Raw genomic sequence first — 13,784 nt, 5'->3', positions numbered from 1 at the left:
GACAATCGCAAGTTCTTCCCCGCATTAAGCGCTCTGGTTTCCTTCCATTTGCGTTTTGTACATATCGTAATAACGCCCACGCTTTTTCATTAATTCATCATGAGAGCCTTTTTCTAAGATTGTTCCTCTATCGAGTACAATAATTTGATCCGCACTTTTAATTGTTGAAAGACGGTGAGCAATAATAAACGTCGTTCTCCCTTTTTTCACAACTTCTAGCGCTTGTTGAATCATTGCCTCTGTCTCTGTATCAATACTAGATGTTGCTTCATCTAAAATTAAAATGGCTGGATCAAAAGCGAGTGCCCTAGCAAACGATATAAGCTGGCGTTCTCCGGTTGAAAGTGTACTTCCTTTCTCCGTAATTTCTTCGTTTATATTGTTCGCAAACCTTTCCGCACCCACATCACGTAATGCTTTTACGATGCGATCTTTTGAAATTTTTTCGTTCTCTAAGCTTACATTGGAAGCGACCGTCCCGCTAAATAAAAACGGATCTTGTAATACGATTCCCATATGCTCACGAGTTGCTTGTTTCGGCATTTCTTTTACATCGTGACCGTCAATCGTAAGCTTCCCTTTTTCAAACTCATAAAATTGAAAGAGTACATTCATAATGGAACTTTTTCCTGATCCAGTATGACCGACAAGTGCTACTGTCTCGCCTTGTTTCGCTTCAAAAGAAATATTTTTTAGCACTTCATCTTTTCCATTATAAGAAAACGAAACATTATCAAACTTCACATTTCCTTGCAAGCGAGGCATGCGCTCTTCTTCCACTGCCTCTCCCTTTTCCTCTAGCAATTCGAAGACACGCTCTGACGCAACGCGCGATTGTTCTAAGTTAGCAAGCTGATTTACCATATTTGTAATTGGTGAGAACAATCTCGTTAAATAATCGACAAACGCATACAGTATCCCTAGAGAAATGATGCCTGAAGCACCTAATGAAGCTCCCCCGAAATACCAAATCACACCTGTGAAAGCGATATTTCGTAATACAGACACTAAGTTATGCGAAGTTGCTGCATTTAAATTTAAAATTTTATTTTGATACTTAAAATAATCGCCATTTAATTCTTCAAACTCTTTTTTCGTTTCACGCTCTTGACGGAACGTTTGAATAATTGGCATCCCTTGAATCGATTCATTCACTGTACCGTTAATATCGGATAAACGTGAACGCATTTTATGATTGTATACAGATGCATACTTTCTATATAAAATCGCCCAAACAATTAAAATCGGGATAATTAATAAACAGAACGACGCAAGTTTCACATCGAGTAAAAATAGCGCTGCAAATATCCCGATAATATAAATGAAACTAGAGACGAATGTCGCAAGCACTGTTACGTATAAATCCCGAATCGCCTCTGTATCATTCGTTACACGCGAAACGATTTTCCCTGCTGGTAAATGATCAAAGTACCTGATCGGTAACGTTTGAATATGAGAGAAGACGTCTTCCCTCATAATTTGAATAATTTTGTTTGCTGCCTTCTGTAAGAAAAACTGCTTTCCATATGCAAATAATGACACAATTACTAATAGAGCAAAATAGCCTCCACCAAGTAACAGTAGGGGATTTATTTCTGGCTTATAAAACGCAAACACTTCTTCCTTCGTTAATGCTTTCGCTTTATACACTTGCACCGCCTTACCATTTTGAATGGTAATCATATCCCCTTTCACAGAACGTGATCCTTCAATATTTACTTTATTTGGTACAAAGTAATATTGAAAACCGACTTGCATCACGCGTACTTCTTTTCCTTTTTTCTCACCTTGTTCAAAGCGATCACTTCGCTTATAATAGGCGCCATTATATGCAACAGCATCTTCACTCTTTTCTGTCTCATACCAAGATTTTTCTATCGCGACGATATGATCGTCAATCATCGTTTTAGCGACGAACGGACCGGCAAGCTCAGCGATAACGAAAATAAATAACATCGCCATCGCTGCAAAAATCGTCCCTTTTACTTTCATCGCATATTGAAACAATCGTTTTGAAACACTCATATTTTCACCCCACTATCCGCACTCTCATTTTCACCTTGTTGTCTTTCAAACTGCTCAGCATACCAGCCTCCGTTTCGAAGTAACTGGTCATGCGTGCCTTCTTCCATAACTTCGCCGTCATCCATAACGAGAATCCAATCTGCATGTTGTACGGCAGATAAACGGTGCGTCGTAATAATCGTCGTCTTTCCGCTTCTTTCCGTTCTTATATTTTCAATGATCGCCGCTTCCGTACGAGCATCGACAGCTGATAACGAATCGTCCAAAATTAATATTTCTGGATTTTGAATAACCGCTCTCGCAATCGAAATCCTTTGCTTTTGCCCTCCTGATAACGAAACACCTTTCTCTCCAACGAGCGTTTCTAATCCTTCTGGTAAAAACTCTAAGTCTTTTGTAAACGCAGCAATTTCAATGGCTTTCTCGAGCTCTTCTTCAGTCGCTTCCCTGTTTCCGAATAAAATATTTTCCCTCGCTGTTTTTGAGAATAAAATGTGCTCCTGAGGTACATATCCAATCCACCCGAGTACATTATCACTCGTCATTTTATCTAATGTCACATCAGAAACTGCAATATCCCCTTCTCCAAGCGGATATTGACGAAGAAGCTGACGTACAAGCGTCGTTTTTCCGCTTCCTGTTTTTCCGACAACCCCTAGCGTTTCTCCTTGTTTTAATGTAAAAGAAACCTTTTTTAAATTTTCTTCAGATGATGAAGGATAGGAAAAAGAAACTTCATCAAACTGAATATAATCAGGCTCGTGTACAAGCTTTGGATTTTTCGGATTCTTTACATCTGGTTCATATGCTAACGTTTCATTCACACGATCTAACGAAGCATTTCCTCTTTGCATAACATTAATTAATTCGCCAATTGCAAACATCGGCCAAATCATCATCCCTAAATACACGTTAAAGGAAACGAGTTCGCCAAGTGTCACCTTTGATTGAAATACAAGGTATGCACCGTACACTAAACCAATTAAATAACTAAGACCGACAAGCATTTTCACAGTTGGTTGGAATAACGCATCGATTCTTGCTACCTTCATATTCTTTTCGTAGACGTCATCTCCTAAATGATGAAATCTTTCCTGATCTGCGTTCTCTTGTACGTATGCACGAATCACGCGCACGCCAGCAATTGATTCAAGTACTTTATCATTCATATCACCGAACGCATCTTGCGCAACTGTAAACCTTTCATGCAATTTCTTTCCATATATATTCATCGCATATGCCATAATTGGCAGCGGTATAAGGGCCGCTAATGTAAGCTCCCAACTTATTGTAAATCCCATCATAAAAACGATTGTAAGCATATATAAACTAGAATCTACAAGCGTTAATATACCAAAACCAGCTGTCATAGCGATTGCTTTTAAATCGTTTGTTGCTCTCGCCATTAAATCGCCAGTACGATTTTTTTGATAAAACGTCGGTGTCATCTTGAGTAAATGCCCCATAAATTTCGAGCGCATCGTCTTCTCAAGTACGAACGCACCTCCAAACAATTGATGCTGCCAAACAAAAGTAAGGCCATATCCAACTATCGTAACTCCTATTAAAATAAGAATAGACTCCATAATTGCTGCATTCGTTAACGTTCCTGTTTTTATGTTATCAATCGTAACCCCTAGTACTTTTGGGGGAATAACTTCAACTATATTTACAATTAAAAGCGCACCAATTGCGATACTATATCTCTTCCAATGCTCTTTAAAAAACCATCTTAACTTTAGTAATACTGAAAACAATGTAACCTCTCCCTTCTCGTTTTCGTTTCACTCTCATTTCTTTATCCGCTATCCAAACCAATCACATTTACATTTCGTAACCCATACAATCTCATCACATTTTTCCACCTTCCAAATTTCAGTTTTATAGTAACCATACAAAGTATGGAAACAAGCAAATTGGACAAAAAAAAGCATACCGTCGCTTGACGATATGCACAAAAATGCATAAAAGCGTACGTTACGATATACGCAACGTACGCTTTTTATAAGACAAAAATGCCCTATATATCCGTACGGGTTGCGTAATGATATGAATGTTTTCCGTTATTTAACAGAGCTAAGCCCATTACATTTACGATTACAATCATTACGCACACCCCTTTCATTTATTTTCCATTTATAATCTTATAACTTCTTTGAGTATTCTGTCAATTATTTTTTTGCAAATTGAAGAAAATAGATACCAATCACGATAAAATGAAGAGGATTTATGACGAGATAAAGCAGTTTGAAATAAGGGAATCTTCTGTAAGAAAGGGCATACAAAATAAAAAAAGAATAAGAAATCGTTTTCACAAACATTTCATTTGAAAAATATTATCAAACCCCCTACAATCACCTTATACTCACTCTTACAAGTTGCTATTTTAGGAGGACTAATCATGACAACTAGCAATACGTACAAATTTTATTTAAACGGAGAATGGAGAGAAAGCTCTTCAGGACAAACAATCGACATTCCATCTCCATACTTACACGAAGTAATTGGTCAAGTACAAGCAATTACTCGCGGAGAAGTAGATGAAGCAATTGCATCTGCAAAAGAAGCTCAAAAATCATGGGCTGAAGCTTCTCTACAAGATCGCGCAAAATATTTATATAAATGGGCTGATGAGCTCGTAAATATGCAAGATGAAATTGCCGATATCATTATGAAAGAAGTCGGTAAAGGTTATAAAGATGCGAAAAAAGAAGTTGTACGTACAGCTGACTTCATTCGTTATACTATCGAAGAAGCTTTACATATGCACGGAGAAAGCATGATGGGCGATAGCTTCCCTGGCGGAACGAAATCTAAACTTGCGATTATCCAACGCGCACCACTTGGTGTTGTATTAGCAATCGCACCATTTAACTATCCAGTAAACTTATCTGCTGCAAAACTTGCACCAGCATTAATTATGGGTAACGCTGTTATTTTCAAACCAGCAACTCAAGGTGCAATTAGTGGTATTAAAATGGTTGAAGCACTTCATAAAGCTGGTCTTCCAAAAGGTCTTGTAAACGTAGCGACAGGACGCGGTTCTGTAATTGGTGACTACTTAGTAGAACACGAAGGCATCAATATGGTATCGTTCACAGGTGGTACAAACACAGGTAAACATTTAGCGAAAAAAGCTGCAATGATTCCACTTGTATTAGAACTTGGTGGTAAAGACCCTGGTATCGTTCGTGAAGATGCTGACTTACAAGATGCTGCAAACCATATCGTAAGCGGTGCATTCTCTTACTCTGGTCAACGTTGTACAGCTATTAAACGTGTACTTGTACACGAAAACGTAGCGGACGAGCTTGTTGGCTTATTAAAAGCGCAAGTAGCTGAGCTATCAGTTGGATCTCCAGAACAAGACAGCACAATCGTTCCATTAATCGACGACAAGTCTGCTGACTTCGTTCAAGGTTTAGTTGACGACGCTGTTGAAAAAGGTGCAACAATCGTTATCGGTAACAAACGTGAGCGTAACTTAATTTACCCAACATTAATCGACCACGTAACAGAAGAAATGAAAATTGCTTGGGAAGAGCCATTCGGCCCAATCCTTCCAATCATCCGTGTTTCTTCAGATGAGCAAGCAATTGAAATTGCTAACAAATCAGAGTTCGGCTTACAAGCAAGTGTCTTCACAAAAGACATTAACAAAGCATTTGCAATTGCTAACAAAATCGAAACTGGTTCTGTTCAAATTAACGGACGCACAGAGCGCGGCCCTGACCACTTCCCATTCATCGGTGTAAAAGGTTCAGGTATGGGCGCACAAGGTATTCGTAAGAGCCTTGAGTCTATGACACGTGAAAAAGTAACTGTATTGAACTTAGTTTAATCTTATATAGAAGCTGATCTAGTTTTAGATCAGCTTCTTTTTATATGGATACTTCCAAAAAACGGGCATTTAGTTTTGCTTTCGATTTGGTTTTCCAAATCGAACTAAAACATGCCATAATAATTTTAATTCCTGAAGCACTTCTTCATAAGTTCCACGATCACTCCAAGATAATGGATTGCGTTTCAAATCCACTACAGCAGAACCAATTATATTTGCATCGATACAATGATTCTGTGCAATGCGCCTTGCTAAAGATGGCATTTTTGAACCTCTAAAATCCATTGGAACTTCGTCTATCGCAAGTACAAAACCCATGTGCCAATACAAATCAATAGCATACTTCAGGCAAATTTCTTCTAAAGTTCTTCCTACATCCGTACCCTTAAATGAAGGATCTACAACAAGCGCCTCCACGTCTTCTTTAAGAGAAATATCTCCATGAACTTGTGCTTCAATATAATGGTTAAGATTACGGGCTGACTCTTTGTTTATTAAATCTATCAACGGCCTTTCCAGATTAGCCAGTAAATGATTAACTAATCTTGTTGGAGTCAAATTCTCCTTACCAATTGCACACTCTCTTACGAATGCCTCTTCCAAAAGAGCAGCTAAAATCATATCAAACTCTTCATAAGTCCCCTTTTCTTTTGGATCTTGATGCGAATCTAAATACGTATATGTAGAGCGATAAGAAACTTTTGGAGATAAGAGAAAATAACAGGACCCAAAACGCGGAGCAGGCCCATCTGGATGTAACATTAAATTTAGCGCTCCATACTTTGGCCGTTGATTATTCGTTACGCCTTCCAATTGATATGCGCCTCCAAATATTCTCTGTTCCCAAAGGTCACGTTCACCACCCGGATAAGCAGACACACTTCCATTAGATAGCAATGTTTCAAATTGACTTTTATATATTCCTTGCTCAAACAGTGCTTCAGCAATACTTTTCATATTCGAATCTAGTCTGTCTGGATGAAAGTGTAAAGCAATCCTCGCGTTTGATTTTAAATTAACGACAGCTTCTTCAAACATTTCATCTGTAATATTAGACATATTAAGTATATGATTAATTGTTGCTTTAGCCCCACGTTTTTCGTTCTCTGCATATTTTGAAATATACTCTAAAGCAAATAATTGAGACCTTGATAATTCCATAATCAAACCTCTCCTTTAATTGAAATGACCTTAATCCTTTCAATTAAAAGCTTGTTCTTTCCTTCTTATGCAACTAACCTAATTTATTAAACCGAACGTAATTTCATAATTCCTAATTATACACACGCGCATTTTTTATAGGTAAATGTACACATTCTACAGAAATTTCATATCCTAGCCAACGCTCAGCAATATGTTCAAATGATAAAACAGAGCCTGTTGTAAAAAATCGATGCTTCGGATTCAAATTGTCAGACAGGATTCCTTTGTGCTGTAAAATTGTGCTTAATTCTATCGCTGTTTCTTCTGCAGAACTAATAATCGTTACATCTTCTCCTAGTTCCTTTTTTATATAGGACTCTAAAAGTGGATAATGCGTACACCCAAGAATTAACGTATCTATATCTTCTTTCGTTAATGGCAGTAAAGCTTGTTTCACTTGCTGCGTTACATATGCTGTATCTTCTAATTGATTTTCTACAACTGTAGCTAAAGTCGGGCACGCGTGACTATGCACTTCCAAATATGTATCAAGCTCGTGTAATGCTTTTTCGTACATATTAGACTGTATCGTACCTACAGTTCCAATTACTCCGATTTCCCCTTTCTTTGTCACTTTAATTGCCGCTCTTGCTCCCGGATGTATAACGCCAATAACCGGAATAGACAGTGCTTCTTGCAGCGCAGTCAATGCAGCAGCTGCAGCAGTATTACATGCTACCACTAGCGCTTTTAACGGAAACTGTTTGAGGAACTCAACCATTTCAAATACGAAAGATTGTACCTCTTCTACACTTCTTGGCCCATACGGACAACGCTCATTATCACCAATATAATAAATGCTCTCTTTAGGCAATTGTCTTATAATTTCACTCGCAACTGTTAATCCCCCAACTCCCGAATCTAGCACACCTATTACTGAATGTTTATGACATACAGACATATACTTCATCCCCTTCTCAATCTTCTAGCGTCAATAACATTTATTATATTATGAAAATTCAATATTACATAATAATCCCTCTCTCTTTTAATCACAAACTCTTCTCTATAATCTGATTATTACTATATCCATTGACGTATAAAAATACATTTGTTACTCTTAAATACGTTAATTTAATATTTAAATCCTCATTCGTATCTCGGTGAGGTAGAGGTTGCAGTCATTAAGAGTATCATTTCAGGAGATGTAGTGGCATTGATGAAGAAATGAGAAAGGAATGATTGCCGAAGTAAGTCGTGTCCACCATGCACACTTGCTGGGTCTGCATTTAATAAGTGCAGAACTGTCACAAACGTTTCGTTTGTGGAGAGCTATCGAGAGGTATGTCGTGGGTTTCTTATAAGATAGAAAGCATGTAGCGGCAGATTACGTGCTTTTTTTGTTTTGTTTGGGACTTCTCTTCTCTAATCGGAAGACATACATATCTCCTCGCTTGACTTGGTTATACTAACTTTGGAGGTATTTTCTATGCAACAAAAAAAATGGGGCTTTTGGGTACTAACAGCTTTCGTTGTCGGTAATATGGTTGGCGCTGGGATTTTCATGGTGCCAAGTACGTTGGCACAAACAGCAAGCCCACTCGGTGTCACTTTAGCTTGGTTAACAACAGGGTTTGGTGTTTTAATGCTAGCTCTTGTTTTTGGTAATTTAGCAATTCGTCGTCCTGATTTAACGACAGGACCACAAAGTCATGCATATGCTTTATTCTCAACACCAAAAAAGAAAAAAATGGCTGGTTTCAGTATGGTATGGGGATATTGGGTTGCAAACTGGGCAAGTAACGTTGCCATCATTACATCTTTCGCGGGATATTTATCACTTTTCTTCCCAATTATGAAAGATACGCGACTACTATTTTCAATCGGTTCGTTTAACATAGAAGTCGGAAAACTAATTACATTTACGATTTGTTCCATCTTACTTTGGGGAACTCATATTATATTAACTAATGGTGTAAGCGGAGCTGGAAAGCTAAACTTCTTAGCAACAACAACGAAAGTGACTGGATTCCTTTTATTTATCGTCGTTACGTTATTTGCATTCGAAGCTTCTAAGTTTGGACAATGGTACACACCGATGATCGATAAATCAGGTGTATCACACGGTCTTCTTTCACAAGTAAATTTAGCCGCTCTTACAACGCTTTGGGCGTTTATCGGAATTGAATCAGCCGTTCTTTTATCAAACCGGGCTGTTTCTCCAAAAACGGTAAAACGGGCAACAGTTGCGGGATTACTTATTACAGTTGCAATTTACTTAGGAATTACAATTTTAACGATGGGTGTCCTTCACGTTGATACATTACAAGCTTCTGAACGTCCGTTAGCAGATGCACTAAATGCTGCAATGGGTCATGGCGGCGGGAAACTGATGGCATTACTTGCTCTTACTTCCCTATTCGGTTCTATCTTAGGCTGGATTTTATTAAGCTCAGAAGTACCGTATCAAGCAGCAAAAGAAGGTTTCTTCCCTTCCTTCTTCACAAAAACAAATAAAAAAGGAAGTCCAATTTACTCATTACGATTAACAAACATTATGTCGCAAGTATTCTTATTCTCAACATTATCAGGAACTATTGCGGAAGCTTATACATTCGTTATTACCGTATCAACACTGGCCTACCTCATTCCATATCTCGTTTCACCGATCTTCCAGTTAAAATTAGTCGCAACTGGTGAAACATATAAAAATGAAATGCGGGCAAGAATTACAGATGGTATAGTCGCAGTGATCGCACTTTGCTACGCACTATGGGTTATTAAAACCGGTGCATCCGATATAAAAACGTTCCTTCTCGGAATTGGTTTATTCGTAATTGGATTTGCTTTCTATCCATTAATGAATCGTGATCAGAAAAAAAATAACGAAAAGAAAAACGGGCAAGTTGCATAACGCAATTTGCTCGTTTTTTCTTTTGTAAAACATATATAATAGAACAAAGAGGTGAAAAACATGTCAATCGAATCACTATGGAGCAGTCGCTTCCAACAACATATGCAAAACATCATTACATACTTTGCACGTATGATTAACGGTTTATTATATAGCTTTATCTTTATTTCATGCGTTGGCGCATATTATTATGCTCAGTTTCTAAAAGCATCTCCTTCTAAAGGAATATCTCTCATACTCATAACGACCGTTCTTACATTTATTATAATGAGATGTCCCATTCGCACCTTTATTCAAAAACCTGATGCTGTCTATTTGCTTACATTAGAAGAGAAACTAACATCTTATTTTAAAAAATCTCTTCTATATAATTACATCATTCAGATTTTCCCATTATTATTTACGTTCCTTATTCTCGTTCCGCTTGCTATGCAATCATTACAATTAACTGTACCGTTCTTATGTACAATCTTTATCGTTTTAATGATTACGAAAGCTTGGAACATGTACATATATTGGATGTGGCGTGATAGCCATGAAAAAAACATATGGTTCATTATTCGTATTGCTTGTAACGCCCTAATCATTTACATGCTATTTTACTCGGCACATGTTCTCATATTAGGTGGATTGCTCTTACTACTTGCTTTCCTACTTCTATATACGAAAAAACAGCCTACAAAACGAATACCGTGGGATTACATAATTGAACAAGAAGAAAAAATGAACGTTCGTTTCTATCAATTTGCTAGCATCTTTACTGATGTTCCGCAACTTAATAAGCAAGTAAATAAAAGAAAATGGCTTACAAATTGGATTGAACCTTTATTACATAAAAAACGAGAAACTTTCTTCTATTTACATACACTAGCATTTTTACGCGGGAATGATTATTTCGGTATATATATTCGCTTAGGGCTGATTGGTGCCTTCGCCTTATATTTTATACCAAACACATACGTAAAAGGCGCTATCGCATATATCGTCCTATATATGATTTCTATGCAGCTTCGTTCCCTTTGGAAATATTTTTCGGGAAATATTATTGTAGCATTGTATCCGATTGATACTGAAAAACGAATGAATCAATTTCTTCGCTTAATCTTTATATTGCTAAGCATTCAACTCATTGTATTTTCGAGTGTTATACTCATTGCTACAGGTCAATTTTTACATAGCCTTCTCATTATGATTATTGGGTTACTTTGGATTAAATTTATTATTGTACCAAAAACGAAGCAACGAATTTCCGCATTTTAACGAAAAGAATTATCTTAAAAGCCAAGGACAAAATAAATTATCTCCTCGGCTTTTTTATTTTTCTTCCTCAAACAAGAATCACCGACACAACCGATACTTTATGATTTTACATACAAAAACGATAATACATGTTTACGTCCTAATAAACAGGGTATGTATTAAATTAACAAGGTAAACGAACTGGGGGGATTAGAAATTTAAAAGTAAACAGACACTACGACGCATTGTTCAAAGAAGATTCTGGAACCGATAATATAAGGAGCTGTTTGCAATGAGTAAAAAAATTGCTATTTTAATAACGGATTATTTCGAGGATACAGAATACACAGAGCCAGTAGAAGCTTTTAAGCAAAAGGGATATGAATTAACAACTATTGAAATGGAAAAAGGTAAAACGGTACATGGTAAGCAAGGAAAAAGTGAAGTCGTAATTGATAAAAGTATTGATGATGTTTCTCCAGAGAACTTTGATGCCCTCTTCATACCGGGCGGATTTTCCCCAGATATACTTCGTGCAGATGAACGTTTTGTTCGCTTTAGCAAAACATTTATGGATGCGGAAAAACCCGTTTTCGCTATTTGTCACGGACCTCAGCTACTCATCACTGCACAAACACTTGAAGGACGCGATGTGACTGGATATAAATCCATTGAGGTCGATTTGAAAAATGCTGGCGGAAACTTTCATGATAAAGAAGTAGTCGTATGCCAAAATCAGCTAGTCACAAGTAGACAACCGGAAGATATCCCCGCTTTTATTGAAGAATCGTTGCGTATATTAGGATAGCTACTTTGGTTAACCTCTTTTATTTGTATGAAAAACAAAATGTAATCAGTGGGGGATTTTTTTCATCCCCCACTGATTATTAGTTCACACTAATCGCGTGTTTATGGGCAACCCGACTCCCACAAATACACCTCTTATCTCACTCTAAAATTCCCAATCACTATTCATAGGCAGTTCTCATATAGTGAAAATGACTATATAATTCCTATCCATAAGTTAAATCATGATTTTACACATATATAAATACAAAAGATGGGAGCCTAACTATGAACAATAATCCACCTTCAACGCCCCCAAATCCAACGGAAACGAATAATAATGAAGTGAGCTTACAAACGTTACGCGTCATTGGGCTTGTTGTACTGATTAGTGGCTACATATTAGTAGCACTTTCTGAAGTAGGAACGTTAAAAAATCTTTTACTACAGCCTAGTACTACTCCAAATTTAGCTGAAGTTGATCCGTTTTAAAAATGGTATAAAAAGCGCTCCTCATTATAACTGGTTCGCTTTTTATATCGTTTCACTTTATCCGATCTGAGAAACCTTCCCTTCATCTTGATATTTCTCTTTCCCTATCGCCTTCATAAATAATAAAATACTGCTCATACCAACAATAAAGTACAGAGCACTCATGCCCCAAGATGCAATAAATGAACCTAACATAACACCTAATGCCCCGTTCATTTTAGCCATTTGAAAGACCATCCCGTTAATCGCCATATAAGAACCTCTTGCCTCATCCGGCACCATATCTGCCATAATAGATTGACGCACTGGCACATACATCATCTCGCCTACCGTTTGGAAAAGCCCTGCAATTAATAAAATCCATAAACTATTGCTCGTTCCGAGTATTGTAAATCCAATTGTATAAATGAATAAACCTACATATAAGATTTTCAAATCGTTGAAGCTTTTCAGCATTTTAATAAGGAGTGCCGAACATAACACAACTAAAATTGTATTCTCTGCTGAAATCCAGCTCATCATTCGAATACCTGTTAAATCAAACGTCACACCATTCCTAAAGAAAAAGTGCACCGTTTCAAATTCCTGCTGCAAACGTACTCCTAAATAATTATTAACCTGAAACTCTAAAGATAATGTACATATACTTGCTGCACAAAAAATTAAAAACGCTTTATCTTTCATTACAACTTTATAACTATCTGCCATATCTTTTAAGACATTTTTCTTCTCTACTGTTTTTCTCGCTACATACACCTCTTCCATATATACAGCCATCACATATAAAGTAATAATGGCAACAAGCGTTAATACGATAAACAATTGTAATCTATAGTTTTCAAATAGTAGTCCTCCAAATATCGCTCCAATTGCAATGGATAAATTAATCGCCCAGTAGTTAATGCTGTACATCACTTTTCGATTTTCCGGTGTACTCACATCAATTAACATCGCCTCTGTCGCAGGATTCATAAGACCAGACCCTAAACTATTCACTAACATAAAGATAAATGTTAGCCACGGTGAATCTACATAATCTGAGTTTGCAATCCCCATACAAGCGATTGAAATGACTTGTATACTTTGACCGATAATCATTACTTTTTTACGACCAAGTCGATCCCCAACATATCCACCGTATAAACCAATTACTAATGAAGCTATTACATTAATAAGTAGTAACGCACCAGCAATTGCACTACCTAATTTTATTGAAAAATAAATCGCCATAAATGGAAAAATCATCGTGGATACAGTACGTGTTAAAAACGAAGTTATAATTCTAATTTTTATATTTCGATGCATACTCCAAAACCCCATTGTTTCCCCCTCCTTATGCTTACT

Annotated in this window: 10 protein-coding genes and 1 riboswitch; of the genes, 5 read left to right on the top strand and 5 right to left on the bottom strand. The window is 37.0% G+C overall.

What is annotated here, in order from left to right:
• Positions 1–24: 24 nt before the first annotated feature.
• A complete protein-coding gene (locus JDS95_RS21090; RefSeq protein WP_085450134.1) occupies positions 25–2,025 on the bottom strand; it encodes an ABC transporter ATP-binding protein in 2,001 nt (666 codons plus the stop codon).
• Entirely contained in the window at positions 2,022–3,782 is a 1,761-nt protein-coding gene (locus JDS95_RS21085; protein WP_000493208.1) for an ABC transporter ATP-binding protein, read from the bottom strand. The genes JDS95_RS21090 and JDS95_RS21085 overlap by 4 nt, the downstream gene beginning before the upstream one ends.
• 644 nt (positions 3,783–4,426) lie before the next feature.
• Between JDS95_RS21085 and gapN the strand changes: the two genes are divergently transcribed.
• Positions 4,427–5,866: an NADP-dependent glyceraldehyde-3-phosphate dehydrogenase gene (gapN, locus tag JDS95_RS21080; protein WP_085450135.1), complete on the top strand. Its 1,440-nt coding sequence runs from the start codon at positions 4,427–4,429 to the stop codon at positions 5,864–5,866.
• Positions 5,867–5,935: 69 nt separating this feature from the next.
• On the opposite strand, the gene JDS95_RS21075 is transcribed toward gapN, so the two are convergent.
• Positions 5,936–7,027: a DUF3626 domain-containing protein gene (locus tag JDS95_RS21075; protein WP_085450136.1), complete on the bottom strand. Its 1,092-nt coding sequence runs from the start codon at positions 7,025–7,027 to the stop codon at positions 5,936–5,938.
• Positions 7,028–7,139: 112 nt separating this feature from the next.
• A complete protein-coding gene (gene racE, locus JDS95_RS21070; protein WP_199690769.1) occupies positions 7,140–7,970 on the bottom strand; it encodes a glutamate racemase in 831 nt (276 codons plus the stop codon).
• A 200-nt stretch (positions 7,971–8,170) separates the two neighbouring features.
• Positions 8,171–8,352: riboswitch (Lysine riboswitch) on the top strand.
• Positions 8,353–8,498: 146 nt separating this feature from the next.
• On the opposite strand from racE, the gene JDS95_RS21060 reads away from it, so the two are divergent.
• The 4 genes from JDS95_RS21060 to JDS95_RS21045 all read left to right on the top strand — a co-directional run bounded on the left by JDS95_RS21060 (position 8,499) and on the right by JDS95_RS21045 (position 12,440).
• Positions 8,499–9,923 carry an amino acid permease gene (locus tag JDS95_RS21060; RefSeq protein ID WP_001186296.1) on the top strand — a complete coding sequence of 475 codons (1,425 nt, stop codon included), beginning with the start codon at positions 8,499–8,501 and terminating at the stop codon, positions 9,921–9,923.
• Between the two features lie 60 nt (positions 9,924–9,983).
• The gene (locus JDS95_RS21055; RefSeq protein WP_199690768.1) at positions 9,984–11,183 is read left to right on the top strand and encodes an ABC transporter permease; all 1,200 of its coding nucleotides are present in this window, start codon (positions 9,984–9,986) and stop codon (positions 11,181–11,183) included.
• A 271-nt stretch (positions 11,184–11,454) separates the two neighbouring features.
• Positions 11,455–11,970: a type 1 glutamine amidotransferase domain-containing protein gene (locus tag JDS95_RS21050; protein WP_000037538.1), complete on the top strand. Its 516-nt coding sequence runs from the start codon at positions 11,455–11,457 to the stop codon at positions 11,968–11,970.
• Positions 11,971–12,236: 266 nt separating this feature from the next.
• Positions 12,237–12,440 carry a hypothetical protein gene (locus JDS95_RS21045; protein WP_001063867.1) on the top strand — a complete coding sequence of 68 codons (204 nt, stop codon included), beginning with the start codon at positions 12,237–12,239 and terminating at the stop codon, positions 12,438–12,440.
• Positions 12,441–12,497: 57 nt separating this feature from the next.
• On the opposite strand, the gene JDS95_RS21040 is transcribed toward JDS95_RS21045, so the two are convergent.
• Positions 12,498–13,760, bottom strand: a complete 1,263-nt coding sequence (locus JDS95_RS21040; RefSeq protein WP_000508191.1) for an MDR family MFS transporter — start codon at positions 13,758–13,760, stop codon at positions 12,498–12,500.
• Positions 13,761–13,784 lie beyond the last annotated feature (24 nt).

The sequence above is a fragment of the Bacillus cereus group sp. N24 genome (assembly GCF_016483345.1).
Lineage (GTDB): Bacteria > Bacillota > Bacilli > Bacillales > Bacillaceae_G > Bacillus_A > Bacillus_A toyonensis.
The sequence above is the reverse complement of the archived record's forward strand: the minus strand, read 5'-3'. Positions and strand labels throughout refer to the sequence as shown.